The organism is Aeromicrobium sp. 9AM (assembly GCF_902506105.1).
Lineage (GTDB): Bacteria > Actinomycetota > Actinomycetes > Propionibacteriales > Nocardioidaceae > Aeromicrobium.
Map to the genome: position 1 here is coordinate 1,525,441 of NZ_LR733304.1, position 24,097 is coordinate 1,549,537.

Annotated in this window: 25 protein-coding genes; 16 read left to right on the forward strand and 9 right to left on the reverse strand. The window is 68.6% G+C overall.

Annotation, left to right across the window (positions count from 1 at the left end):
* Positions 1-142: 142 nt before the first annotated feature.
* The 3 genes from BOSE46_RS13730 to BOSE46_RS13740 all read left to right on the forward strand — a co-directional run bounded on the left by BOSE46_RS13730 (position 143) and on the right by BOSE46_RS13740 (position 2,489).
* Entirely contained in the window at positions 143-1,147 is a 1,005-nt protein-coding gene (locus BOSE46_RS13730; RefSeq protein WP_159540770.1) for a 5'-3' exonuclease H3TH domain-containing protein, read from the forward strand.
* Between the two features lie 105 nt (positions 1,148-1,252).
* The gene (locus BOSE46_RS13735) at positions 1,253-2,167 is read left to right on the forward strand and encodes a homocysteine S-methyltransferase family protein (protein ID WP_159540771.1); all 915 of its coding nucleotides are present in this window, start codon (positions 1,253-1,255) and stop codon (positions 2,165-2,167) included.
* Positions 2,168-2,219: 52 nt separating this feature from the next.
* Entirely contained in the window at positions 2,220-2,489 is a 270-nt protein-coding gene (locus BOSE46_RS13740; protein WP_159540772.1) for a hypothetical protein, read from the forward strand.
* On the opposite strand, the gene BOSE46_RS13745 is transcribed toward BOSE46_RS13740, so the two are convergent.
* Positions 2,490-4,910, reverse strand: a complete 2,421-nt coding sequence (locus BOSE46_RS13745; protein ID WP_159540773.1) for a hypothetical protein — start codon at positions 4,908-4,910, stop codon at positions 2,490-2,492.
* Between the two features lie 272 nt (positions 4,911-5,182).
* On the opposite strand from BOSE46_RS13745, the gene BOSE46_RS13750 reads away from it, so the two are divergent.
* Complete coding sequence (locus BOSE46_RS13750; protein WP_159540774.1) at positions 5,183-5,839, forward strand: GNAT family N-acetyltransferase; 657 nt, start codon at positions 5,183-5,185, stop codon at positions 5,837-5,839.
* A 4-nt stretch (positions 5,840-5,843) separates the two neighbouring features.
* Here BOSE46_RS13750 and BOSE46_RS13755 read toward each other — a convergent pair whose 3' ends face one another.
* Complete coding sequence (locus tag BOSE46_RS13755; RefSeq protein WP_159540775.1) at positions 5,844-6,764, reverse strand: NAD-dependent epimerase/dehydratase family protein; 921 nt, start codon at positions 6,762-6,764, stop codon at positions 5,844-5,846.
* Between the two features lie 125 nt (positions 6,765-6,889).
* Between BOSE46_RS13755 and BOSE46_RS13760 the strand changes: the two genes are divergently transcribed.
* Positions 6,890-7,609 carry a TetR/AcrR family transcriptional regulator gene (locus BOSE46_RS13760; protein WP_159540776.1) on the forward strand — a complete coding sequence of 240 codons (720 nt, stop codon included), beginning with the start codon at positions 6,890-6,892 and terminating at the stop codon, positions 7,607-7,609.
* A gap of 93 nt (positions 7,610-7,702) precedes the next feature.
* Complete coding sequence (locus BOSE46_RS13765; protein ID WP_159540777.1) at positions 7,703-8,116, forward strand: SRPBCC family protein; 414 nt, start codon at positions 7,703-7,705, stop codon at positions 8,114-8,116.
* 210 nt (positions 8,117-8,326) lie between these two features.
* Here the strand turns inward: BOSE46_RS13765 and BOSE46_RS13770 are convergent, their stop codons facing one another.
* Entirely contained in the window at positions 8,327-8,959 is a 633-nt protein-coding gene (locus BOSE46_RS13770; protein WP_159540778.1) for a TetR family transcriptional regulator, read from the reverse strand.
* A 139-nt stretch (positions 8,960-9,098) separates the two neighbouring features.
* On the opposite strand from BOSE46_RS13770, the gene BOSE46_RS13775 reads away from it, so the two are divergent.
* The 6 genes from BOSE46_RS13775 (at position 9,099) to BOSE46_RS13800 (ending at position 13,717) form a co-directional block, all read left to right on the forward strand.
* Positions 9,099-10,187 carry a ferredoxin reductase gene (locus BOSE46_RS13775; protein WP_159540779.1) on the forward strand — a complete coding sequence of 363 codons (1,089 nt, stop codon included), beginning with the start codon at positions 9,099-9,101 and terminating at the stop codon, positions 10,185-10,187.
* Between the two features lie 11 nt (positions 10,188-10,198).
* Positions 10,199-11,485, forward strand: coding sequence for a fatty acid desaturase (locus BOSE46_RS13780; RefSeq protein ID WP_159540780.1), 1,287 nt, complete (start codon positions 10,199-10,201; stop codon positions 11,483-11,485).
* 25 nt (positions 11,486-11,510) lie between these two features.
* Positions 11,511-11,726, forward strand: coding sequence for a hypothetical protein (locus BOSE46_RS13785; RefSeq protein WP_159540781.1), 216 nt, complete (start codon positions 11,511-11,513; stop codon positions 11,724-11,726).
* A gap of 98 nt (positions 11,727-11,824) precedes the next feature.
* Complete coding sequence (locus BOSE46_RS13790) at positions 11,825-13,054, forward strand: cyclopropane-fatty-acyl-phospholipid synthase family protein (protein WP_159540782.1); 1,230 nt, start codon at positions 11,825-11,827, stop codon at positions 13,052-13,054.
* Positions 13,055-13,057: 3 nt separating this feature from the next.
* Complete coding sequence (locus BOSE46_RS13795; protein WP_159540783.1) at positions 13,058-13,336, forward strand: WhiB family transcriptional regulator; 279 nt, start codon at positions 13,058-13,060, stop codon at positions 13,334-13,336.
* 39 nt (positions 13,337-13,375) lie between these two features.
* Positions 13,376-13,717, forward strand: a complete 342-nt coding sequence (locus BOSE46_RS13800; RefSeq protein ID WP_159540784.1) for a TfoX/Sxy family protein — start codon at positions 13,376-13,378, stop codon at positions 13,715-13,717.
* A 6-nt stretch (positions 13,718-13,723) separates the two neighbouring features.
* Here BOSE46_RS13800 and BOSE46_RS13805 read toward each other — a convergent pair whose 3' ends face one another.
* Positions 13,724-16,645 (reverse strand): bifunctional [glutamine synthetase] adenylyltransferase/[glutamine synthetase]-adenylyl-L-tyrosine phosphorylase, encoded by a 2,922-nt coding sequence (locus BOSE46_RS13805; protein WP_159540785.1) that lies wholly within the window; start codon positions 16,643-16,645, stop codon positions 13,724-13,726.
* A 40-nt stretch (positions 16,646-16,685) separates the two neighbouring features.
* On the opposite strand from BOSE46_RS13805, the gene BOSE46_RS13810 reads away from it, so the two are divergent.
* A complete protein-coding gene (locus tag BOSE46_RS13810) occupies positions 16,686-17,426 on the forward strand; it encodes a class I SAM-dependent methyltransferase (protein ID WP_159540786.1) in 741 nt (246 codons plus the stop codon).
* Positions 17,427-17,429: 3 nt separating this feature from the next.
* Here BOSE46_RS13810 and BOSE46_RS13815 read toward each other — a convergent pair whose 3' ends face one another.
* From BOSE46_RS13815 to BOSE46_RS13825, 3 genes are all read right to left on the reverse strand, one after another.
* The gene (locus BOSE46_RS13815; RefSeq protein WP_159540787.1) at positions 17,430-18,767 is read right to left on the reverse strand and encodes a glutamine synthetase family protein; all 1,338 of its coding nucleotides are present in this window, start codon (positions 18,765-18,767) and stop codon (positions 17,430-17,432) included.
* A 63-nt stretch (positions 18,768-18,830) separates the two neighbouring features.
* Entirely contained in the window at positions 18,831-19,148 is a 318-nt protein-coding gene (locus tag BOSE46_RS13820) for a transcriptional regulator (RefSeq protein ID WP_159540788.1), read from the reverse strand.
* On the reverse strand, positions 19,135-19,740 hold the full coding sequence (locus BOSE46_RS13825; protein ID WP_159540789.1) for a hypothetical protein: 606 nt from the start codon (positions 19,738-19,740) through the stop codon (positions 19,135-19,137). The genes BOSE46_RS13820 and BOSE46_RS13825 overlap by 14 nt, the downstream gene beginning before the upstream one ends.
* Positions 19,741-19,875: 135 nt before the next feature.
* Between BOSE46_RS13825 and BOSE46_RS13830 the strand changes: the two genes are divergently transcribed.
* From BOSE46_RS13830 to BOSE46_RS13840, 3 genes are all read left to right on the forward strand, one after another.
* Entirely contained in the window at positions 19,876-21,618 is a 1,743-nt protein-coding gene (locus tag BOSE46_RS13830; RefSeq protein ID WP_236551849.1) for an NAD+ synthase, read from the forward strand.
* A 92-nt stretch (positions 21,619-21,710) separates the two neighbouring features.
* Entirely contained in the window at positions 21,711-22,589 is an 879-nt protein-coding gene (gene panB, locus BOSE46_RS13835; RefSeq protein WP_159540791.1) for a 3-methyl-2-oxobutanoate hydroxymethyltransferase, read from the forward strand.
* Between the two features lie 4 nt (positions 22,590-22,593).
* Positions 22,594-23,493 carry an aminoglycoside phosphotransferase family protein gene (locus tag BOSE46_RS13840; RefSeq protein ID WP_371415516.1) on the forward strand — a complete coding sequence of 300 codons (900 nt, stop codon included), beginning with the start codon at positions 22,594-22,596 and terminating at the stop codon, positions 23,491-23,493.
* Positions 23,494-23,560: 67 nt separating this feature from the next.
* Here BOSE46_RS13840 and BOSE46_RS13845 read toward each other — a convergent pair whose 3' ends face one another.
* Both BOSE46_RS13845 and BOSE46_RS13850 read right to left on the reverse strand, forming a co-directional pair.
* The gene (locus BOSE46_RS13845; RefSeq protein ID WP_159540792.1) at positions 23,561-23,833 is read right to left on the reverse strand and encodes a hypothetical protein; all 273 of its coding nucleotides are present in this window, start codon (positions 23,831-23,833) and stop codon (positions 23,561-23,563) included.
* Positions 23,830-24,027 (reverse strand): hypothetical protein, encoded by a 198-nt coding sequence (locus BOSE46_RS13850; protein WP_159540793.1) that lies wholly within the window; start codon positions 24,025-24,027, stop codon positions 23,830-23,832. The genes BOSE46_RS13845 and BOSE46_RS13850 overlap by 4 nt, the downstream gene beginning before the upstream one ends.
* Positions 24,028-24,097 lie beyond the last annotated feature (70 nt).

Genomic DNA, 24,097 nt, shown 5'->3' on the forward strand with positions numbered 1-24,097 from the left:
AGGCAAGGCGCTGTCTGACCGCGAGGTGACCCCTCCGTCGCTCACGCCATTACCTGCTGACGCACCGGTCACGACGGCGTGACCAGGACGCCCCTGACCCCGTTGGGTCGGGGGCGTCCTGCGTACGATGACGACGATCCTCATGGCTCCTGAACTCGATCGTCCCCGCAAGCTGCTGCTCGTGGTGGACGCCCCGTCCCTCCTGCACCGCAGTCACCATGCCCGGTCACATACGGGGATCACGGACCGATCGGGACGACCTGCGTGGGCCCTTCACGGCATGCTGCGCCAGATCCTCGAAGCGATCGAGGGATTCGCGCCCGATGCGGTGATCTTCGGACTCGACGACCGGACCGCGTCCCTGCGTGCAGACCTCTATCCGGACTACAAGGCCGGGCGGGCCGGGAAGGACGCGGCGCTCATCGACCAGCTCGAGCGCGCCGGAGCACTGCTCGACGCACTCGGCCTCGCCACGCTCACTCCCCCGGGCCTCGAGGCCGATGACGTCAGTGCGTCCGGTGCCACCTGGGCGCGCGACCACGGCTGGAACTGCGTCATCATCACTTCCGACCGCGACGCGTTCGCACACATCAGTGATCACACCCAGGTGCTGCGGCTGATCAACGGCGGCATCAACGCGTCGCCACTGCTGAACCCGGCGCGACTCGTCGCCCTGTACGGCGTCGCCGCCGAGCACTACCTCGACTTCGCCGCCCTGCGTGGCGACGCCAGCGACAACCTGCCGGGCGTCACCGGCATCGGCGAGAAGACCGCAGCGATCCTTCTCACCGAGGTGGGGTCGATGCAGAGCGTCTGGGCGGACATCGACCACAACGAGGGTCGTGGCGTCGCCGCGACACTCGACTCGTGGGCTGCCGAGGAAGGCACCCGGCGGATGGGAACCACCGTGGTCCGCCGACTTGCAGCCCCTGGCGCTCGCGACCGCTACGACTTCAACGTGCAGCTCATGGCGGGCCGCGACGACCTCGACCTCGGCATCACCCCCGACGTGCCAGGCTCCCCGGGACTTCTTCCACTCGATGCCGAACGCGTCAACCGAGTCGTGGGCTTCCTCGGCGTCGAGGCCACGACGTCGCTCGCGATCCGGGTGCTCAGCACGGATCCGGCCTCCGCGACGATGCGCTGACCACGGTCAGGGACGTTCTGTGCTCCCATCCGGGAGCCACGCACACGAGCGCTGCGGTCCCGATAGGAGTACAACTGACAGATCGGGCTTGCACCAAGGAGTGGCATGGGCACCAGCAACGTTCTTGACGGCGGCGGGTGGGTCACCGACGGCGGCCTCGAGACCGACCTGATCTTCAACCACGGCGTCGACCTGCCGGAGTTCGCCTCCTTCCCGCTGCTGCAGGACGAGGAGGGCGCGGCACGCCTCAGGAGCTACTACACCGAGTACGCAGCGATAGCGGCGGCCGCCGACGCCGGGCTGCTGGTCGAGACCCCCACGTGGCGCGCCAACCCGGACTGGGGCACGATCCTCGGCTACGACGCGAACGCACTCGACCAGGCCAATCGCGCGGCTGTGGTCCTGGCCCGCGACGTCGCGGACTCCGCCGACGTACCGAGGAGCCTCGTCAGCGGAGTCGTCGGTCCACGCGGCGACGGCTACATCGCGGCAGGGGCGGACGCAGACGAGGCCGCGGACTATCACTCCGCGCAGGTGCGCTCGTTCGCCGCAGAAGGCGCCGACCTCGTGCATGCCATGACGATGACCGAGCCGGCCGAGGCCAAAGGCGTCGTACGCGCGGCCCGCGCAGCCGGCATCCCTGTCGCCATCTCGTTCACCGTGGAGACTGACGGGCGCCTCCCCGACGGCAGCACGCTGTCGGACGCCATCGACGCCATGGAGGCGACCGACCCTGCCGACTGGTACGGCGTGAACTGCGCCCATCCGACCCACGTGACGGCCGGGCTGGACGGCGCACCATGGCAGCAGCGGCTCGTCTTCTTCCGCCCCAACGCGTCGACCATGTCGCACGAAGAGCTCGATGCCATGGAAGTGCTCGACTCCGGTGACCTGGACCTACTGGTCGACTCCGCCGCGTCGATGCGAGAGCAGATCCCCGGCCTCGCCGTCATCGGGGGTTGCTGCGGCACGGACAGCCGCCACGTCGCTGCGCTGTGGGGCGTACCCGCAGCTCGTTGAGCAACGTTCGATCCGACCCTCGCCAATCGAACATATGTTCTATCCTGTGCGCATGGGGTTCGTCGACCGATCCAGCAGTGAGTTCCCGGAAGGTCGCGACCCCGTCAAGCAGCCGGCCCGTCACGTGTGGGTCAAGCCGTCGGCCAGTCATGCGATGACACCCTGGGCCGGCCTGCTCATCGAGTGGCGGCGTACGTCCTCAGGTGAGTGGCTCGCGCTCGTCGCCGTCGTCACCGGCGGTGTCGGCAACAGCCTCACGGTCCAGTGGCACAAGGCCGAGCAGCTCGTGCCCGCGAAGGGCTACGAGACCCCTAAGAGGTAGTCACAACCCCCGCAGCTTGCGTAGCGCCACGCGGTAGGCCGGGTCGAGGAAGTAGTCGCTGTGCCCGAACAGTCGGGTCGACGGGCCGTACTGGTCGTCCGTGGTGACTGGCGCCGGGTCGAGCAGCCGCCAGTCGTCGCCGCTGCGCCGCACGCCGGAGCCTCCGACATACTCGTCGACCGCCTCGACAGCCGTGCCGGCGACGAACCGGCCGGACGTGGCGAGGTCGGTGCCCTCCCCCAGGTGGTTCCACGACAGGACGGGCCCGGCGAGTGGATCGGTCTCGCGGTAGAGGTTGATCCAGCCGCCGTGCAGGTCGAGGTGGAGCCGCGAGACCGAATCGTAGTTGACGTATGCCGGGAAGGCACGCGGGAAGATCTGGCGCAGCTGCGAGCCGTACGTCAGCAGTCCGACCCGCGCTCGCTGGTCGTCGCTCAACAGGTGCAGCGACGCGAAGGCGATGAGGCTGCCCTGGCTGTGGGCGCTGACGATCACGTCGCGCCCGGAGTCAGGATGGGTCGCCAGGTGCTGCTTGATGCGCTTGCGGAGGTGCATGACGGTGTGCTGGGAGTACGGCTTGGGCACGAACGGGTGGACGGCGTGCGGCCAGAACGAGATGACGTCCCACACGACGTTGACGCCGCGGCGCGAGGTGTCGGTCTTGAAGCCGCGGCGCGCCAGGAACACGATGAGCGCCGCGAGGCCCAGCAGCATCCAGGCTCCGCCGACCATCGTGACGTTGCTGAACGAGCTCACCGCCGGCGAGATCGAGACCCGCTCACGACCGGCAGACAGCTGGTCGAACCAACCCCAGGCGGGGTGCGGACGCCAGTCGCGTGGGTCGTCCCAGGCCGGGTGGATCTCGTAGACGATGGCCAGCGACATCGCGACGCCGGTGCCGACGAACGTCAGCGCGATCGCCGGGATGTGGTTCTTGAGCCGGGCGATCCACATCGCCAGCACGGCCGAGCCGGCATCGGGGTGCCACGGCGGCACGGCATAGTCCCCCGCATCGACCGGTGCCGCGCCCACGAACATCGCGCGAGCGCGGGCCGCGAGCTTGGCCCTGCGGGCGACGAAGTCGCCGAGCAGCCACAGGCCGATGCCCAGGACCACGAAGAACGTCAGCCCCCATGCGTACGAGACGCGGTCGAGCATCGGGGTGACACCGACCTTGCTGCGCGACAGGTGGAGCACCGACGAGACGGTCGTCGGCAAGGAAGCCGAGAGCCCCACGCCGACGAACACCGCGAGGGCCGCGACGACGCTGGCCGCCCACCCTCGGGCGTACGGGCGGAAGTACCAGGCCGGGTCGTCAGCAGCCGGTGTCGTCGACGGTGTGGTGGCGACGATGCGCCAATTGACCAGCACGAGTGCGCAGACGCCGACGACCCCGGCAAGCAACAGGATGACCGAGATCAGCTCATACCCCTCGATCGGCACCCGCTGGTCGGGGTTCTTGGGCGGCGTGAAGCCCGGCATCTGGGCCATCGAGCGGCCGATCATGACGACCCCTGCTGCGACGGCGATCCACGAGAGGCGGGCGACTGCGGCATGCCACGTGGCGCGCATGCGTAGGCCCTTGTCGTCGAGGTCGGCGACGGCGAGCGACTCCGGGTCGCCCAGCAGCACCACCACGACCACGACCGCCAGCAGGAGCACCAGCGAGACCCAGACCGTGACGCCGTCACTCTCGGGCTCGCGCACCCATCGCGCCATCGCCGCGACCAGCAGCAGGGCGGCGGCGAGGTGCAGGCGGCTGAGGATCGGCGAGTCCGACGTGCCCTGGTAGAAGTACGGGTCGGCGAGCGGCGTGCCCCGCTTCTCGGCGCGGGCCCGAGCCTCTTCGGGAGTCATGCCGCCGGTGATGTTGGGCGCCGACGTCGCGGTGATCCGCCCGAGCAGCCACAGCCCGACGACGACCGCCGCCGTGAACAGCGTGGCGAGCATCAGCACCGCCGACGGGTTCCACGACGCCAGCTGTCGCGAGGAGGGCGCCCAGCGCCAGGCCACGAGATCCATCAGGGTCAGGCCCACCGCGAACACCAGCAGCAGCGTCAGGAGCAGCGCGAGCAGGCGCAACAACGCGCTGGCGGCCGCCTGCGCATTGACGGATCGCTGGGGCCGACTGGCCGGCGCCGGCACCATGAACTGAGCGGCATTGATCAGGCCGAACGGGACGAGCAGCAGCCACAGTGCCTGCCACGACGTGCCTGACGTGTAGTGACCCCAGTGGTACGCCTCGAGCGCCTGCCCGTCCTTGCCCGGGAGGATCGCACCGTCGGAGTCCACGGCGCTGAAGAAGCGGCTTGCTCCCCCGCCGTCGGTCTGCGCGACGTGCGGATGCGCCAGCAACGACTCCGGCGGCGTACCGCTGACCCCGTGCACCCTGAGCTCGACCCACTCCGCATCCGTCGACATCACGGCTCCTCACTGTCGCGGTGCTCCTCATCATGGCGCACGGGCGGCGCCACGGACAGGCTCTCCGAGTGACACCGGGCCGGATGGGTACAGACAGCGTGACCGAGAGGAGATCGACATGACCACACCCCACCCCGAGCAGCCCGCCGAGGGACCCGACGACCCGGCGACCGAACCTGCGGAGCAGGAGCCGTCAGCGGACGGCAACTCGATCGACAACGATCCGGCCCAAGCCTGACCAGTCCGTCGTCCGGCGCTGACAGAATGGCGGCATGACGGTCGACACCGATGACGAGCTCGTCCAGCGCTGGATCACCACCTGGGTGCACGCCCGCGCGCTGGAGACCTCGACCGTCGATGGCTGGCCCCTGGTGCACGTACGTTCCCGCACTCGCGAGTCCGAGCTGATCTGCATCGATCCGGGGCCAGAGGCCTTCGCCGCGCTCTTCGAGCACATCGACGGCGACGCCCGCGCGATGCTCACCGTGATCGGCGACGATGTCAGTCCCTACTCAGCGCTGCCGCTACCACGCGGCGTACGCGTCGACCGTGACGACGAGACGCTGATGGTCACGACCTTCACCCCGATCGACGCCGCTCCGCTCGAGTCGCACTTCTCGACACTGTGGGACATCGACGAGCACCGCGCCCGGTATGTCGTGGAGTCCGGCAACCGGGTCGCCGCCGAGGGCACGATCGGCATCCTGGACGAGGAAGCGACCTTCGACGCGGTCGAGACCACGCCCGCGTTCCAGCGGCGCGGCCTCGGGCGGCATGTCATGGCGACTCTCACGGCGTACGCCCTGGAGTCAGGCGCACGCCGCGGGATCCTGGCCGCTTCGGCCCAGGGCCGGCTGCTCTACGAGTCGCTGGGCTGGGATCCCGCCTGCGAGATGCTCTCGCTGATGGGCGCGGTCGTCGACGACTGAGCGCTCAGAGCACCGCGGTCCGGCGGCAGACCTCGTCCCACGGCGTCGGCTCCATGCCGAAGTGCTCGCGGGCGGCGCTGTCGTCCAGGACGTACGGCGCGGTCCACTGGTACGACAGCTGGCGCAGCTCCCGCATGAGCGGCACGACCTTCGCCATCGCGGCGAACACCGGCATCGGGACAGCACTGACCTTGACCGCGGGCTTGCCGACGCTGTTGAGGACCTCGTTGATCGCCTGCTCCTGCGTGCGCGGCGGATTGCTCGGCACGTGCCAGGTGCGGCCCAGCGCCGCCTCGTCCTCGGCCGCGGCAATCAGCAGTCGCGCGGTGTCGAGCACATCGGTGAACGTGTGCGGGACATCCTTCCGGTTGAGAACCCAGGCGCGCTTGCCCTCGAGGGCGCCCGGCATCTGGCGGGTGATGTGCCCGTTGCCGCCGACACCCGTGCCGACGTAGTCCGAGCCGCGCACCTCCACCGTGCGGATGCGTCCGGCATCGTGCAGCGCCTTGGCTTCGGCCCACATGGTCGCGCGCAGGCGGCCTTTGTGGTCGGTCGCCGCGTCGGGCATGTCCTCCGTCATCGGCTTGTCGACCGGCCCGTACGGGTAGAGGTTGCCGGTGATGGCATACACGGCGCCCGACCGCTCGGCGGCGACCAGGAAGGCAGCGGCGAGCGGCGGCCAGAACTTCTCCCAGGTCGTGTAGTCGGCGGGGTTCGCGCAGTTGTAGATCACCGAGACCCCGTCTGCCGCAGCGCTCAGTGCGTCGGCGTCCGAGGCGTCGAGCTTCAGGTGCGTCACGCCGTCGATGCCGGTGTCGGTGCCGGACCTGGTGGCCACGGTGACCTCAGACCCACGCGCTGCGAGCAGCTGAGCCACGTGTCGGCCGACCGGTCCGGCTCCGACGATGAGGTGACGATCAGTCATGATGTTGCCTTTCAGATTGTGGAGAGCACCGCTCTCGGTTTTGAGCATGGCACAGCCCGGCGAACAATGCAAGAGCAATGCTCTCGTTTGTTGCGCCTGCTCTCATCTTGGTCCAGAGTGGACCCATGACAGTCGCCAGAACCGCCCGCGACCGGGCTCGCCAGGAGATCACGGCCGAGATCCTGGCGGCCGGACGCGCCCAGCTGCACCGGACCGGACCCAGTGAGCTGTCGCTGCGCGCCGTGGCCCGCGACGTCGGCATGGTCTCGTCCGCGGTCTACCGCTACTTCGCCAGCCGCGACGAGCTGCTGACCGCGCTGATCATCGCCGCGTACGACGAGCTCGGCGCCGCAGCGGAGGCAGCGGACGAAGCGGTCGAGGACCGCACGGACCACCTCGCCCGCTGGCAGGCCACCTGCAGGGCCACCCGGGAGTGGTCAGTCGCCCACCCGCACGACTACGCGCTGATCTACGGCTCCCCCGTGCCCGGCTATGCCGCGCCGCAGGACACCGTCATGCCGGCGACCCGGGTGATCGTCCGGCTCGTCGAGATCATCGTCGGGGCCCACGCGTCGGGCCATACCTCAGGTGCGGCTGCGCCCCCCGCCGGTGCCGTCGATCCATCCCCCGTCGTGGCCGATGCCATGGCATTCATCGCCGAGCACAGCGACATCAGCCTCGAGGCGCTGCCCGAGCTCGTGATGCGTACGCTCATGGCCTGGTCGACGATCTTCGGCACGCTGTCCTTCGAGCTCTTCGGCCACCTCAAGGGCTCGGTGAGCGACTACGAGAGCTACTTCGAGCAGACGACCCTCCGCCTCGCCGGCGACCTGGGCCTCGCCTGAGCGCGTGAGCAATGCCTCACCTCTCGGGCGCCCGAGAGACCCTGCGACACGTGACAATGGGTGGATACGTCTTTGCCGCGCCGAAGGAAGTCCATGCACCGCATCACCCGCCGTACGTTTGTCGCCGCCCCCGCCCCGCACGTGTGGCAGCTGGCAGGTGACTTCGGTCAATGGCACCCCACCCTGCGCATCTATGCCAATGGTCCTGAGGCCCCGGCCGACGTCGTCGTGACGATCGTGTCGCGTGACGACGAGGCGATGACGCTGTCGTACCACATCCCCGATCCGCCGTTCCCGATCGCGAACCACCGCGCGACGATCCTCGTCGAGGACGCCGGCCACTCCTGCTCGTACGTGACGTGGCAGGCCGACTTCACCGCTGAGCCCGAGGTCCTGCAGGAGCTCGAGGACTCGATCGGTGACGACGTCTTCGCCAAGGCGCTGGACAACCTCGCGACGTACGCGCAGGACGAGTACGGCCGCCAGCAGGTCACCCAAGCCAGCTGAGCATCGCGCACCCCCGCTCCCTAGCAAGGCCGCCTGCGGCCGCGCGGGAGCGAGCTCTGCGAGCGAAGGGTCGTGAGGTCCGTGCTCATGTGAGCATCTCGTCGTACGCCCCTTCGGTCGCTCGTTCCGCCCCCTGCTCGCAGAGCTCGCGGGGGTGCCCCCAGCTCCCTCCCAGTCGGCGCAGGCGGCCTCCTTAGGGGGCGAAATAGGTCAGCTGCGCCAGTCGCGGAAGCCGACCACGATGAGGCGCATCTGCCGGCGCGCGCCCTCCTTGATCTGCTCCTCGAGGTCGGGACGACCGTCGGGCATCTCCACGACCTCCTCGGCGTTCGACACCATGTTGCGGACGAACAGGCGCGACACCATCTGGACGTCGTCGCTCGACCAGTTCTCGATGTTGGGCAGCCTGGCGAGCACGACCGCGAGCTCGCTGACGAACAGGTCGAGCTCGTGCCGGATCGCCGTGCGTACGACTTCAGGGCCGCCGACTCGTTCGCGCGCGACGAACGCGAAGTGCGCCTTGCTCTGCTTGACCGCCTCCACGAGGACGTCGGCGGCGGCGTCGATGATGTTGTCGAACACCTGCGGATCGCGCTGCGCGTCGCGGATCATGCGCCGCAACGTCGAGAACGACTGCTCCACGAGGGCAAGGCCGAGCTGGTCCATCGACTCGAAGTGGCGGTAGAACGCCGTCGGGACCACACCGGCGTGGCGGGACACCTGACGCAGGCTGACCTGCGCAAACCCTTGCTCCTGGCTCAGCTCCAGCGCCGACGCGAGGATCGCCTGCCGCGTCCGCTCCTTCTGGGCCTGGCGCGGGGCGGACTGCGCGGACTCGGACACCTTCACAGCCTAACCACCCCTTTCGGTGCACACATGTATCACTCGTGGTCGAGGTCACGCGACGCGTCGGTTGCGCGTGGAGCGAGAGTCATGCACACTTTGAGTGTACGCATGTTCACTGATTTCGAGGAGGTTACAGATGGGCATCATCCGCAAGGCGCTCAGCTCGCGCCCGGTCGCCTCTCTGACCTCCCCCCACACGATTGACCACTACCTCGACCAGATCCACCCGATGCTCGCAGCGGAGAACGTCCGCGCCCGGGTCGTCGAGGTCATCCAGGAGACCGGCGACGCCAGCACCGTGATCCTGCGACCCAACGGCGCCTGGAAGGGCTTCACCCCCGGCCAGCACGTGCAGTTCGGCGTCGAGGTCAACGGCACGCGTCGCATCCGCTGCTTCTCGGTCTCCAGCTCCAAGGCAGCCAAGAAGGACACCTTCAGCGTCTCGGTCAAGGCCCACCCCGACGGCTACGTCTCGCAGTTCCTGCACAACGAGCTCCAGCCCCGCACGATCGTCTACCTGTCGCAGGCCGAGGGCGAGTTCGTCCTCCCCCGCGTCGTGCCCGACAACCTGCTGCTGATCAGCGGCGGTTCCGGCATCACGCCCGTCATGTCGATGATCCGTACGCTGCGCGACTCCGGCCACCGCGGCAACGTGACGTTCCTGCACTATGCGCGCTCCAACGAGGACGAGATGTTCACGTCGGACCTGGACGAGCTCGCCGAGCAGGCCAACGTCACCGTCCAGCGCATCTACACCCGCAAGCCCGAGCCCGGCGTCGAGCTCAAGGGTCGCTTCCACGTCGACCACCTCAAGCACCTCGGCATCGACCCGACCGAGACCCTCACGTACGTGTGCGGGCCTGCCGGGCTCATCGCCACGGTCCGTGACACCTACACCGAGCTCGGGGCCGCCGACCAGCTCCGCCTCGAGTACTTCAAGGTCCCGTCGGTCGACCTCGACGCGGCGGACGCCACCGGCACCCTGACGTTCGACGACGCCAAGATCGAGGCCGACAACTCCGGCGCCACGATCCTCGAGCAGGCCGAGGCGGCGGGTCTCAAGCCCGAGTTCGGCTGCCGCATGGGCGTCTGCAACACCTGCGTCGTCAAGAAGAACCACGGCGCGGTGCGCCACGTCATCAGCAACGAGATCAGCGCCAACACCGACGAGACCATCAAGATCTGCGTGCACGTCCCCGTCGGCGACGTCAACGTCGCACTCTAGGAGAGACCGCCATGACCAAGAACGCACCCATCAAGCCGCACAGCGCGAGCAACCACAACGCCGCTCCCCTGTCGCTGGTCAACGCCCACAGCGACAAAAAGGCCACGATCGGCCTCGACCTGATGACGTACGAGCAGCTCGAGGAGTTCGGCGAGGAGCTCAACACCGTGCGCCAGCGGGTCCTCGACGACCTGGGCCAGAAGGACGCCGACTACATCCGTCGCGTCATCAAGGCACAGAAGGCCAGCGAGGTGCTGGGCCGCATCGGCATCTTCATGCCGTTCTTCCCTCCCGCGTTCATCGCCGGCATCCTGTTCCTCGGCCTGGCCAAGATCCTCGACAACATGGAGATCGGCCACAACGTCATGCACGGCCAGTACGACTGGATGAACGACCCGATGGTCGACGCCAGCCGCTACGAGTGGGACAACATCGCTCCCGCCAAGGACTGGAAGCACGGCCACAACTACATCCACCACACCTACACCAACATCCACGGCATGGACCGGGACATCGGCTACAACATGTTCCGCATCGACGAGGACCAGCCGTGGTACGCCAGCCACCGCTTCAACCTGCCGCTCGCGTTCATCCTGATGCTCATCTTCGAGTGGGGCATCATGTACCACGGCGTCGAGCTGGACCAGTACCTCCAGGGCAAGATCACCAAGGAGGACTTCCAGGGCCGCAAGAAGCGCGCGCTCAAGAAGATCCGCAAGCAGGTCTTCAAGGACTACATCGCCTGGCCGGTCCTCGGCATCGCGCTCGTGCCGTTCGTCGGCTGGTGGGCCCCGGTCGCCATCCTGGTCGCCAACATCGTCGCCAACGTCATCCGCAACGTGTGGTCGTTCATCATCATCTTCTGCGGCCACTTCCCCGCCGAGGTGCAGACCTTCGCCGAGGAGGACGCGCAGAACGAGACCCGCGGCCAGTGGTACCTGCGCCAGCTGCTCGGCTCGGCCAACATCAGTGGCCACAAGCCGTTCCACGTGCTGACCGGCAACCTGAGCTACCAGGTCGAGCACCACCTGTTCCCAGACATCCCGGCCCGTCGCTACCCCGAGGTCGCCGAGGACGTGAAACTCCTGGTCGAGAAGTACGGCCTGCAGTACAACACCGGTCGCCTGTCCAAGCAGGTCGCCAGCGTCATCCGGCAGCTCGCCAAGCTCGGCCACAAGCCGGACGACCCGTACAAGATCGGCAACAGCCCCGAGTCGAAGGCGCTGCGTCGCGCCAAGCGCGAAGCGGCAGCCGCACGTCGCGAGGAAGAGGCGCGTGCGCCACAATTGACCTCGTAGCCGACTGCGACTGAGAGGGACACCGATGGCACTGAGCCGGCGTGAGATCGCCAAGGACGTCCTTCAGCAGTCGACCGAGGCCGCGATAGCGAGCGCGGGGCACGTCGTCGCGATCCTGTTCGAGTCGGCGCGCAAGATCACGACGGAGATCGGGGCCTTCGGCACCGAGATCTTCGAGATCACCGAGGCCAGCAAGCGGGCCGGTCAGGACGCCGAGGGCAGCGACCCCGCTGCGGGCTAGGTCAGAACGATGGCGGCCGACACGATGCGATCCAAGACCAATCGCATGCACCGTCTGTGCCGAACACCCTGCGTAGACCACTCGCAGGAAGGCGCGCCATGACGCACTTTGCCACCACCCGATGGCCCGGGATCGCCCGCGCCCCGCGCACCCCGCTCAAGGCGCGGGCCGCCAAGGCGATCCTCAGACCCACCGTCAACCACGTCCCCGTCCGGCTGACGTTCGCGAACGGCAGCACGTGGGGAGCCGGCACCGCCGGGTCCCCCGAGATGCGTCTCGTACGCCCGAAGTCGTTCTTCGCCCGGCTGGGCGCCGACACCAAGATCGGCTTCGGCGAGGCCTACATGGCCGGCGACTGGACGACCGGCCACGCCACGGATCTCGCCGACCTGCTCGAGCCGTTCGCCGCACGCATGGCGACGATCGTGCCGGTGCCGCTGCAGAAGTTCCGCGTGTTCGTCGACAAGAAGCTGCCGCACCACCAGCGCAACTCGGTCAAGGGGTCCCGCAAGAACATCGAGGCGCACTACGACCTGTCCAACGACCTGTTCGCGCAGTTCCTCGACCCGTCGATGAGCTACTCCGCCGCGTGGTTCGAGAGCCCCGAGCAGACCCTCGAGGCCGCGCAGCTGCGCAAGATCGACGCGATCCTCGACGACGCACACGTCACCGCGGGCACCCGGGTGCTCGAGATCGGCAGTGGGTGGGGCGCCCTCGCGATCCGAGCCGCACACCGTGGCGCCAAGGTCACGACGATCACGCTGTCGTCCGAGCAGGCCACCCTCGCTCAGGAACGGTTCGCCGAGGCCGGCGTCGACGTCGACATCCAGCTCGTCGACTACCGCGAGGTCACCGGCGAGTACGACGCGATCGTGAGCGTCGAGATGATCGAGGCGGTCGGCGAGGAGTACTGGCCGACGTACTTCGCCACGATCGACAAGCTGCTCGCACCCGGAGGTCACGTCGCGATCCAGGCGATCACGATGGCGCACCACCGCTACCTCGCGACCCGCAACTCGTACGGGTGGATCCAGAAGTACATCTTCCCCGGCGGGCTCATCCCCTCACTCGAGGCCATCGACCAGACGCTGCACGAGCACACCTCGCTCGCGGTCACCAACCGGCGATCGCTGGGCCAGGACTACGCCCGCACCCTGCACGAGTGGCGCGAGACGTTCAACGCCAACTGGGAAGCGATCAGGACGCAGGGGTTCGACGAGACGTTCCGCCGGATGTGGGAGTTCTACCTGGCCTATTGCGAGGCGGGGTTCCGCACCGGCTATCTCGACGTCTTCCAGCTGTCGATCCAGCGCCCGTCGGAGGGCTGAGCGATGGCCAGCATCGGACGCCTGCCCAAGCCGCTGCAGGACTCGTACGAGTGGCAGTACGACGCGGCGTGCATCGGCGCCGACGAGTCCGTGTTCTTCTCCCCCGAGGCCGAACGCGGTCCACGCCGTCGGGCGCGCGAGGCGGTCGCCAAGGCCATGTGCGCCGAGTGCCCGGTCGCCCGGCAGTGCCTCGAGCACGCGCTCGCGGTCCGCGAGCCGTTCGGGGTATGGGGTGGGCTGAACATCAACGAGCGCGAGAACCTGCTCCGCGAGAGCGCCTGATCCGCACGATTTGTCGGGCGTCGCTGGCATCCTGCTGTCATGGCAGCCAATGAGCGGCAAGCGGCAGGGCACGCCCGCCTCGAGGAGCTCTCGGTCGAGCTCCTCGCAATGCCGGGAGTCGACTGGGGCCCGATGTTCGGCTCGACCGGCCTGCGCATACGGGGCAAGGTCTTCGCCGTCGCGGCGCGAGCCGGTGGGCTGCTGATCAAGGTGCCTGAGGCGCACGCCGACGCGCTCGAGGAGTCCGGCGTGGCCGCCCGGATGGCGATGGGTGGCACGCCCCGACGCGAGTGGGTGCTCGTGCCGGACGACGCCGACGACGCGACCTGGGCCGAGCAGCTCGACGCGGCCTACACGTACGTCGACTCGATCACGCCCTGACGCCGCTCACTCGTAGAAGATGCGCTCCACGACCTTGCGGGCCTGCCGGGTCGTGCGGAGATACTCGTCGACCATGCGCTCGCTCTGGTCCATCCCATAGCCCAGCAGGTGCGCCACGCCGGCACGCTCGTGGGCCTGCTCGACCATCGACTCTGCGGGCTTGCCGCGCATCAGGACGACGGCGTTGCGGATGCGGCTGACCAGTCGCCACGCGTTCTCCAGCGCCTGCGCGTCGTCGTGACTCACGAGATCGGCCTTGGTCGCGGCGTGCAGGGCGTCGAGAGTTCGGGTCGTCCGCATCTCAGGCACCGCGTGGGCGTGCTGCATCTGCAGGAGCTGCACGGTCCACTCGACGTCGGCGAGCCCACCGCGGCCCAGCTTGAGGTGGGTGTTGGGGTTGGCACCGCGAGGCAGTCGCTCGGAGTCGACGCGCGCCTTGATGCGGCGCACCTCACGGATCTCCGCCGCAGTCGCACCGCCTTCGGGCCAGCGCAACGGGTCGATCAGGGCCGTGAACCGCTCGTTGAGGCCGGCGTCGCCGACCGTCGCGCTCGCGCGCAGGAGGGCCTGTGCCTCCCACACGGCCGACCACTTCTCGTAGTACGCCTTGTAGGCCGCGAACGTACGCACGAGGGGGCCGTTCTTGCCCTCCGGCCGCAGGTCGGCGTCGACGTCGAGCGGCGGGTCGTCGCCGGGCGCGGCCAGCATCTTGCGGAGCCCCTGCGCCACGGCCATCGCCGCCTCTGCGGCTTCGGTTTCGTCAGCGCCCTCGACGGGGTCATGCACGAACATCACGTCGGCGTCGGAGCCGTAGCCGGCCTCACCACCGCCTAGACGACCCATCAGCACGATCGACATGCGGGTCGGCATCGTGCCACGCTCCGCCTCGACGGCTGACGTCGCGGCGTTGAGCGCACCGTCGAGCGTCGCGGTCGACACGTCGGTGAGAGCCTCGCCCACCTCGAGGATGTCGAGGCGGCCGAGCACGTCGGCGATGCCGATGCGGGACAGCTCGCGCCGACGCACCCGGCGTACGGCGCGGATCGCGTCCTGCGGGTTCTTGTGCCGGCTGGTGGCGAGCTCGACCTCGGTGCGGAGCCGAGCCCGTTCGAGCGGTCGCAGCTCGGCATCGTCGCCGAGCAGCGCCACGGAGTCGGGCGCCCGCAGGATCAGGTCGGTGACATAGCGGCTCGACGACAGCACGTGGGCGAGCTGCTCAGCGCCCTCACCCTCGTCGCGGAGCTTGCGGAGATACCAGTGCGTCTCGCCGAGGCCCTCGGAGATCTTGCGGAACGCCAACAAGCCGGCATCGGGATCGGGCGACTCGGCGAACCACGCGAGCATCGCGGGCAGCAGCGACTTCTGGATGGCCGCGCGACGGGAGACGCCCGACGTGAGCGCCTGGATGTGCGCGAGCGCGCCCTTCGGGTCGGCGAAGCCCAGCGCGGTGAGGCGCTGCTCGGCGGCCAACGGCGTGAGTCGCATACCGGCCGTGGGCAGCGACGCGACCGCCTCGAGCAGCGGTTGGTAGAAGAGCTTCTCGTGCAGTCGGCGCACGATGCGGCGGTGCGCCTGCCACTCGCGCGTGAGGTTCTCCGCCGGGTTCTGCCGGAACCCCATGCTGCGACCGATCCGCCGCAGGTCCTCCGGATCGTCCGGGACGATGTGGCTGCGCCGCAGCTTGAAGAGCTGGATGCGGTGCTCGAGCGTGCGGAGGAACTCGTACGCCTCCTCCATCGCGGCACCGTCGCGGCGGCCGACATAGCCGCCCTCGATCAGTGCCTTCAGCGCGTGCACCGTCGTGGGGCTGCGTAGTGACACGTCAGCGCGCCCGTGCACGAGCTGCAGCAGCTGCACCGCGAACTCCACGTCACGCAGGCCGCCGGCACCGAGCTTGAGCTGCCGGTCGCGATGGCTCGCCGGGATGTTCTCGATGACCCGGCGACGCATCGCGCGTACGTCCGTCACGAAGTTCTCGCGGGTGCTGGCCATCCAGATCATCGGCGAGAGGGCGTCGAGATAGCTCTGCGCGAGCTCCTCGTCGCCTGCGGCATACCGGGCCTTCAGCAGTGCCTGGAACTCCCAGGTCGTGGCCCATCGCTCGTAGTACGCGACGTGGCTCGACAGCGAGCGGACGAGCGGGCCGGAGCTGCCCTCGGGACGGAGGTTGGCGTCGACCTCCCAGATCGTGCCCTCACCGGTGTGCTCGCGGCACAGCTTCATGACGGCCGCGGCGAGTCGGGTGGCCGCGCCGATCGCCGCGCCGTCGTCAGCACCTTCGGCCGGCTCGTGGATGAAGATCACGTCGACGTCGCTCAGATAGTTGAGCTCGCGGCCGCCGGTCTTGCCCATCGCCATGATCGTGAGCCGGCACAGGTCGGATCCTTCGTCGGCCGCTGAGGCGATCTTGAGCGCGGCGCCGAGCGTCGCCACCGCGAGGTCGGCAAGCTCCGCCGAGGACTCCTCGAACGAGGTCAGGGCCGTCAGATCGCGTGCCGCGATGTGCAGCAGCTTGCGGAAGTAGGCCACACGCAGCTCGTCTGCCGTTGTCGCCTCCTCCATCTGCCGACGGCGTACGTCCAGCGTGATCGGCGTGGGCGACAGCTCGCTCGCGCTGAGGTCGACGAGGTGCTCGGGATGCCGGACGAGGAAGTCGCCGAGCGCCTCGCTCGTGCCGAGCACGACCAGCAGTCGTTGGCGCAGCTCGGCGTCCGTGGCCAGCAGGTCGAGCAGCTTGGCCGCACCGAACCGCTCGCCGATCGCGCTGAGCGAAGCGAGCGCCGTGTCGGGGCTCGCCACGCCGGCGATCTGGTCGATGAGGGAGTCCGGAACGGCGCCCAGCCTCGTCAGGTCCGCGACAGCACCTTCGCCGTTGCGGAATCCCTTGCGGGCAAGTGCCAGGGCGAGCTCACGCGCGTCAGTTGCCACTCGATGAGGCTACTCGACACCGTGATGCACCATGGAAGTCGTGACGACCCCTGACCAACACGCGCTCTCGTTCGGCGCGGCCGCCGGAGCGTACGACCGCGCGCGCCCGCCATATCCCGACGAGGTCGTGGACTGGCTCCTCGAGGGCGTCGACGGCCCCGTCGTCGACGTCGGGGCGGGGACCGGCAAGCTCACCGCCGCCCTGGCCGCTCGCCGCGACGGCGTGATCGCGGTCGAGCCCGATGACGGGATGCGCGCGGTCCTGGCCGCGCAGCTCCCGTCCGTCGACTCGCGCCCCGGCTCCGCGGAGGATCTGCCCCTCGATGACGGGTCGGCGGGCTTGGTGACGATGGCCCAGGCCTGGCACTGGGTCGACGTTCCGCGCGCGTCTGCCGAGGTGGGGCGGGTGGTTCGGCGACCGGGCCGCCTCGGCCTGGTCTGGAACTATCGGTCGGACGCCGACGAGTGGGTCACGCGACTGGGCGAAGCGCTCGCCGGGGCGGACTCAGCAGGTCAGATGGACAAGATCCGTGCGCACGGCCCGACCGTCGTGGGTCCATTCGATGCGTACGAGCGGCTCGTCGTCGCCTGGGACCACGTGATCGATGTCGAGACCCTCGTCGCCCTTGCTGCCTCGCGCAGCTACGTCATCGTCATGCCCCAGCACGAGCGCGAGCAGGTGCTGTCAGGCGTACGCGAGCTCGGTGAGGAGCGTGCTGATGCCGACGGGTCGCTACGCCTGCCGTACGAGACGTACGCATTCCGGTTCGACCTGCCGTGAACCTCAGACCATCGGCATGAGGCGGTCGAGCTCGAACTGCGTGACCTGGGACCGGTAGTCCTGCCACTCGGCCCGCTTGTTGCGCAGGAAGAAGTCGAAGACGTGCTCGCCCAGCGTCTCGGCCACCAGCTCGCTGCTCTCCATCGTGCGGATCGCCTCGTCGAGGTTGCGCGGCAGCGGGGCGATGCCCATTGCCTTGCGCTCGTTCTCGCTGAGGCCCCAGACGTTGTCCTCGGCCTCGGCGGGCAGCTCGTACTTGCCCTCGATGCCCTTGAGGCCGGCGGCCAGCACGAGCGCGAACGCCAGGTAGGGGTTGCAGCCCGAGTCGATGCCGCGGTGCTCGACGCGTGCCGAGCCGCCCTTGTGCGGCTTGTACATCGGCACGCGGATGAGCGCGGAACGGTTGTTGTGGCCCCAGCAGACGTAGTTGGGCGCCTCTCCCCCGCCGGCCAGGCGCTTGTAGGAGTTGACCCACTGGTTGGTGACCGCGGTGATCTCAGGCGTGTGCTCGAGGACGCCGGCGATGAACGCGCGACCCGTCTGCGACAGCTGGTACTCCGCGCCGGCCTCGTAGAAGGCGTTCTCGTCGCCCTCGAACAGCGACACGTGCGTGTGCATGCCGGAGCCGGGGTGCGCCGTGAACGGCTTGGGCATGAACGACGCCCACTTGTCCTGGCTCAGCGCGACCTCGCGGACGACCGTGCGGAACGTCATGATGTTGTCGGCCGTCGAGAGCGCGTCGGCGTAGCGCAGATCGATCTCCTGCTGGCCGGGACCGTTCTCGTGATGGCTGAACTCGACCGAGATGCCCATGTTCTCGAGCATCGTGATGACCTCGCGGCGGAAGTCCTGACCGCCGCCCTGCGCGGTGTGGTCGAAGTAGCCGCTGTCGTCGACCGGCACGGGCTGCTCGCCGACGCCCGGCTTGCCCTTGAACAGGTAGAACTCGATCTCGGGGTGCGTGTAGAACGTGAATCCCGCCTCGGCCGCCTTCTGCAGCGTGCGCTTGAGCACGTGGCGCGGATCGGCGTACGACGGCGTGCCGTCGGGCATGAGGATGTCGCAGAACATACGCGCCGTCGCGGGCGTCTCGCCGCGCCACGGGAGGATCTGGAACGTCGACGGGTCGGGCATCGCGAGCATGTCGGACTCGTGCACCCGGGCGAAGCCCTCGATCGCGGAGCCGTCGAAGCCGATGCCCTCGGCGAACGCGCCTTCGAGCTCGGCCGGTGCGATGGCGACAGACTTCAGCGAGCCCAGCACATCGGTGAACCACAGACGTACGAACCGGACATCACGCTCCTCGAGGGCGCGCAGCACGAAGTCTTCCTGTTTTCCCATGCTCACAGTGTGACGACGACGTGTTACGGGCTTGTTACAGGGGCCTTCGGCGCGAGCCCGGCCTCACGGCATCTCCCGGCTCGACAGCGACCTCAGCCGCTCCAGCTGCGCCCAGTGCCGGGCGACCCGTCCGGCACCGTCCTCGGTGAGCGTGATCTTGGTGTTGGGCTTCTTGCGTACGAATCGCTTCTCGACCGTCACGAGACCTGCGTCCTCGAGCTTGGTGAGGTGGCTCGACAAGTTGCCCTTCGTGAGGCCGGTAGTTCGCTGGAGGAACACGAAGTCGGCGTCGGCGACCGACGAGAGCACCGTCAGGATCGCCAGCCGCCCGGGCTCGTGGATCAGCCGGTCCAGCACGAAGTCGTCGTCAGAGTCCAGCACGCTCGGCCTCGCTGTCCGTCGCCGACGCAGGTCCGAACCGGCGCACCAGGAGGCGGTGGTCCAGAACGCCGCTGATGATCATCGCGATGCCCGCCATCCACAGGGCGGTGTTGCCGCTCTCGCCAGCTCGCTCCCACACGGGCAGCGCACCGATGACCACGAGTCCTCCGAAGATCACGGCGTGATGGAGCCGGAGGCCGACCGACGCACCGAACGACAGCAGGAAGACGAGTCCCAACGTGATCGCGGTGGAGTTGACCGGCAGGTTCAGCGACCACGAGGCACGGCTCGACAGCCACAGCGATCCCACGATGACCAGCGGGATCCCGATGAGAGCCGTGACTATCTGGCGCCGCTCAGTTCTCGCCGACTGCTTGGCCCGCCCGAAATGGGTCGTGTAGAAGCTGTGCACCGACCACGTCAGTCCACCGAGGACGATCACGCCGACGAAGAACGCCCACTCGTGCTCGAACGGTCCCCAGGCAGCGTTGCGCAGCGCGGCGAGGATGGCCAGCAGTCCACCGACCACGCCGTACAAGCCACGGAACTGCGTGTTCTCCGCCACCGCGGTCTCGATCTCCTTGCGCTCCATCTCGTCCTCCAAACTGGTTGGTGCTGCAAACCTAGAGGCGTGCGAGTCAATTGTCAAACTAGTTTGTGTCGCAAACCTGAACGGCTCGACCCAGTGGCAGATCGCTACGCTCGATAGGCTGAACTCGTGCCCCAGATGCGACTCGCCCTTGCCCAGGTCAACGCCACTGTCGGGGACCTGGCCGCCAACGCCGACCTCGTCGTGGACTACTGCAAGCAGGCCGTCGCCAAGGGCGTCCACCTGGTCGTGTTCCCCGAGATGATGCTGACGGGCTATCCCATCGAGGACCTCGCGATGCGGGCGTCGCTCATCAAGGCGTCCCGCGCAGCCGCCGAAGCCCTCGCCGTACGCCTGAAGGACGAGGGCTGCGGCGATGTCGTCGCGATGGTCGGGTTCCTCGACCACGCGCAGGACGTCACCGAGAAGGTCGGCATCCCCAAGAACGCCCCCACCAACTCCGTCGCTGTCATGCACGGCGGCGAGATCGTCGCCCGGCAGGCCAAGCACCACCTCTGGAACTACGGCGTCGGCGACGAGATCCGCAACTTCGTGGCCGGCGACACGATCAACATCGTCCAGATCGGCGGCATCGACGTCGCGCTCGCGATCTGCGAGGACCTTTGGCGCGACGGACCGTCGGCTGCCGCCAAGGCCGCCGATGCCGCGCTGCTCGTCGTGCCCAACGGCTCGCCCTACGAGGCCGACAAGGACGACGTACGCCTCGCACTGTGCGCACGCCGGGCCAGCGAGGGCGAGTGCGTGCTGGCGTACGTGAACCTCGTCGGCGGCCAGGACGAGCTGGTCTTCGACGGCGACTCGATCGTGGTCGACGCCGCCGGCACGGTGCTCGGCCGGTCGGGGCAGTTCGAGCCCGAGCTGCTCGTCGTCGACCTCGACCTGCCGGCCGCGACCCCGACCATGCCCGACGCCGATGAGCGATTCGGTGGCCTCACGATCAAACGTACGATCATCAGCTCCGCACCGTTCGAGGCGTACGAGCCGCTGCCCACCGTCACCAACGAGCGCATGCCGCGCCACGAGGAGATCTGGACCGCGCTCGTGGTCGGGCTGCGCGACTACGTCCACAAGAACGGCTTCCAGTCGGTCCTGTTCGGCATGTCCGGCGGCATTGACTCGACCCTGGTCGCGGCGATCGCCGTGGACGCCCTCGGCCCGGAGAACGTCTTCGGCGTCTCCAACCCCAGCGCCTGGTCGAGTGAGCACTCCAGGTCCGACGCCGCCGAGCAGGCCCGTCGCACCGGACTGTCGCTCGACACGGTGCCGATCGCGCCGATCTTCGACGCCTACCAGGAGGCCCTGCACCTCGACGGGCTCGCCGAGGAGAATCTGCAGGCCCGCATCCGCGCCGTCATCTGGATGGGCCTGTCCAACCAGCACGGCCACCTCGTGCTGGCGTGCGGCAACAAGTCCGAGCTCGCGACCGGCTACTCGACGATCTACGGCGACGCCGTCGGCGCGTACGCCCCGATCAAGGACGTGCCCAAGACGCTGGTGTGGGAGCTCGCGAAGTGGCGCAACCAGATCGCAGCCGAGCGTGGCGAGACACCGCCCATCCCCGAGGACACGATCACCAAGCAGCCGTCGGCGGAGCTGCGGCCGGGCCAGTTCGACTCGGACTCCTTGCCGCCCTACGACCTGCTCGACGCCGTGCTCGATGCGTACGTCGAGCGCGACCTCGGCTCCGCCGACGTCATCGCCGAGGGCTTCGACCCGGCACTGGTCGAGCGGGTCATCACGCTGGTCGACCGGGCCGAGTACAAGCGTCGCCAGTACCCGCCGGGACCCAAGGTGTCGCGCCGCAACTTCGGCCGCGATCGGCGCGTCCCCATCACGCACCGGTGGCGCGAGAAGCTGTAACGAGTCTCACGTCTGCAACTCCCCCGGTTTCTGGCACGCTGGAGACATCCGTGGACTCCGTGAGGAGCTGCGAGACGACAAGGAGAATCACCATGGCTGACGCCACCCCTGAAGAGGCCGCCCCGTACGGCTCCGGACCCGCGGCACCTGCCCCGGCTGGAAGCACACCGATCCGCAAGATCCGCATCCACCATCTCCAGCAGATGAAGGAGCGCGGCGAGAAGTGGGCGATGCTCACGGCGTACGACCAGTACGCCGCCGCCACGTTCGACGAGGCGGGCATCCCGGTGATGCTTGTCGGCGACTCCGCGTCCAACAACGTGTTCGCCAACGAGACGTCGTTGCCGGTCACGGTCGACGAGCTCATCCCGCTGGTCCGCGCCGTCACTCGCTCGACGAGCCGCGCGCTGATCGTCGCCGACCTGCCGTTCGGCTCCTACCAGCGTTCGCCCGAGCAGGCCTTCGACACCGCCGTGCGGTTCATGAAGGAGGCCAACGCGCATGCGGTCAAGCTCGAGGGCGGCCTGCCGATGGTGCCGCAGGTCCAGCTGTTGACCGATGCCGGCATCCCCGTCATGGCGCACATCGGGTTCACCCCCCAGGCCGAGCACAACCTCGGCGGCTACCGGGTGCAGGGCCGTGGTGAAGCGGCCGAGAAGCTCATCGCCGAGGCCAAGGCGTTCGAGGACGCCGGGGCGTTCGCGATCGTCATGGAGATGGTGCCGGCGCCAGTCGCTGCCGAGGTGACCAAGGCCCTGCGCATCCCCACGATCGGCATCGGTGCCGGCATCGACTGCGACGCCCAGGTGCTCGTGTGGCAGGACATGATGGGCCTGCGCACCGGCAAGGCGCCGCGGTTCGTCAAGCGCTACGCCGACCTGCACGGCGTCATGCTCGACGCCGCCAAGGCGTACGCCGACGACGTCGCCAACGGCTCCTTCCCTGCGGCCGAGCACTCCTTCGAGAGCTGACCGCGTGCTGGGCACCTCGGGGGGACCGACCGTCGATCGCGACACGATCGACATCGCGCTGGCCGAGCGCCTCGTGGCTGCCCAGTTCCCGCAGTGGGCCGATCTGCCGGTCCGCCCGGTGGACCTGGCCGGGTGGGACAACCGGACGTTCCGCCTCGGCGACACGATGTCGATCCGCCTCCCGACGGGGCCTTGGTACGCGTTCCAGGTCGAGAAGGAACAACGCTGGCTCCGCCGGCTCGCACCGCACCTGCCGCTGCCCATCCCCGAACCAGTCGCGCAAGGAGAACCCGACGAGGGCTACCCGTACGCCTGGTCGATCTATCGCTGGATCGAGGGCCGACCGGCAAGCCCCGACACCATCGGTGACCTGACGACATTCGCGACCGACCTTGCCGGCTTCCTCACCGCCCTGCGGGCGATCGACGCCACCGACGGACCAGGACCCGGGCGGCACAACTTCTTCCGCGGCGGTCCGCTCCAGACGTACGAGGATGAGGCGCGCGACGCGATCGCCCAGCTCGGCGACGCGATCCCCGCCGACACCGCGGTGCAGATCCTCGACGAGGCACTGGGCTCCGACTGGTCCGGTCCGCCCGTGTGGTTCCACGGCGACGTGGCGACCGGCAACCTGCTGGTCAGGGACGGCCGGTTGTCGGCGGTCATCGACTTCGGCACCTCAGGAGTCGGCGACCCGGCGTGCGATGTCGTGATCGCGTGGACGCTCCTGGACGGCGAGAGCCGGGCCGCCTTCCGACATACGCTCGGCGTCGATCCCCGCATGTGGGCGCGCGGGCGGGGCTGGGCGCTGTGGAAGGCCCTCATCACGTACGCCGAGCATCGGGACACGGGCTCCAAACGGGTGCTCGACCAGATCTTCGCCGAGCACGCCGCCGAGGGCTGACGCAAGTGCACGTCCCTTGAGCTTGTCGAAAGGATTCCTTTCGACAAGCTCAAGGAACTTCCACGGCCTACGGGCTCCAGTCCCAGACGACGGCGCCGAACCAGGCCAGGCCGGCCCACAGCGCCAGGCCGACGACCGGCACGACAATCGTGAGCCGCGGGCGGGTGCGGGCCCACCGCGCGACGAGCCACACCTGCGGGACGAGCAGCGCGAACGCGATCACCACCCCCCACCACGGTGCGAACAGGCCGGTCGACACCGAGCACCACAGCACCATGAACAGCCCGACAACCGCGATCCAGGGACCCGATCGATCGAGCTGAAGCCTGCGGCGACTCACTCCTTGGGCTGCTCGGCGTCGTCGTTCCAGTCGGGGTCGTTGTCCCAGTTCTTCGTACGCTCGGCGGCGATCTCGTAGGCGTGCGACGCCTCCTCGGCCGTGTCGTACGGCCCGAGGCGATCGGCCGCGCGACACCCTTCCTCGCCCTCGACCGTGTTGTGCTTGGTGCAGTAGTAGAACTTGCCGTCGCTCATCTCGTTGCCTCCATGCTCATGTCCCCCATCCTGCCTCAACCCGTGTTCGCCTGCGTTCTCTAGACTCGGC

Bases quoted from the DNA above. Each gene is read 5' to 3' on its own strand.
- BOSE46_RS13730 (WP_159540770.1), top strand. From the start codon at position 143: ATGGCTCCTGAACTCGATCGTCCCCGCAAGCTGCTGCTCGTGGTGGAC.
- BOSE46_RS13735 (WP_159540771.1), top strand. From the start codon at position 1,253: ATGGGCACCAGCAACGTTCTTGACGGCGGCGGGTGGGTCACCGACGGC.
- BOSE46_RS13740 (WP_159540772.1), top strand. From the start codon at position 2,220: ATGGGGTTCGTCGACCGATCCAGCAGTGAGTTCCCGGAAGGTCGCGAC.
- BOSE46_RS13745 (WP_159540773.1), bottom strand. From the start codon at position 4,910: ATGTCGACGGATGCGGAGTGGGTCGAGCTCAGGGTGCACGGGGTCAGC.
- BOSE46_RS13750 (WP_159540774.1), top strand. From the start codon at position 5,183: ATGACGGTCGACACCGATGACGAGCTCGTCCAGCGCTGGATCACCACC.
- BOSE46_RS13755 (WP_159540775.1), bottom strand. From the start codon at position 6,764: ATGACTGATCGTCACCTCATCGTCGGAGCCGGACCGGTCGGCCGACAC.
- BOSE46_RS13760 (WP_159540776.1), top strand. From the start codon at position 6,890: ATGACAGTCGCCAGAACCGCCCGCGACCGGGCTCGCCAGGAGATCACG.
- BOSE46_RS13765 (WP_159540777.1), top strand. From the start codon at position 7,703: ATGCACCGCATCACCCGCCGTACGTTTGTCGCCGCCCCCGCCCCGCAC.
- BOSE46_RS13775 (WP_159540779.1), top strand. From the start codon at position 9,099: ATGGGCATCATCCGCAAGGCGCTCAGCTCGCGCCCGGTCGCCTCTCTG.
- BOSE46_RS13780 (WP_159540780.1), top strand. From the start codon at position 10,199: ATGACCAAGAACGCACCCATCAAGCCGCACAGCGCGAGCAACCACAAC.
- BOSE46_RS13785 (WP_159540781.1), top strand. From the start codon at position 11,511: ATGGCACTGAGCCGGCGTGAGATCGCCAAGGACGTCCTTCAGCAGTCG.
- BOSE46_RS13790 (WP_159540782.1), top strand. From the start codon at position 11,825: ATGACGCACTTTGCCACCACCCGATGGCCCGGGATCGCCCGCGCCCCG.
- BOSE46_RS13795 (WP_159540783.1), top strand. From the start codon at position 13,058: ATGGCCAGCATCGGACGCCTGCCCAAGCCGCTGCAGGACTCGTACGAG.
- BOSE46_RS13800 (WP_159540784.1), top strand. From the start codon at position 13,376: ATGGCAGCCAATGAGCGGCAAGCGGCAGGGCACGCCCGCCTCGAGGAG.
- BOSE46_RS13815 (WP_159540787.1), bottom strand. From the start codon at position 18,767: ATGGGAAAACAGGAAGACTTCGTGCTGCGCGCCCTCGAGGAGCGTGAT.
- BOSE46_RS13825 (WP_159540789.1), bottom strand. From the start codon at position 19,740: ATGGAGCGCAAGGAGATCGAGACCGCGGTGGCGGAGAACACGCAGTTC.
- BOSE46_RS13830 (WP_236551849.1), top strand. From the start codon at position 19,876: ATGCGACTCGCCCTTGCCCAGGTCAACGCCACTGTCGGGGACCTGGCC.
- panB (WP_159540791.1), top strand. From the start codon at position 21,711: ATGGCTGACGCCACCCCTGAAGAGGCCGCCCCGTACGGCTCCGGACCC.
- BOSE46_RS13850 (WP_159540793.1), bottom strand. From the start codon at position 24,027: ATGAGCGACGGCAAGTTCTACTACTGCACCAAGCACAACACGGTCGAG.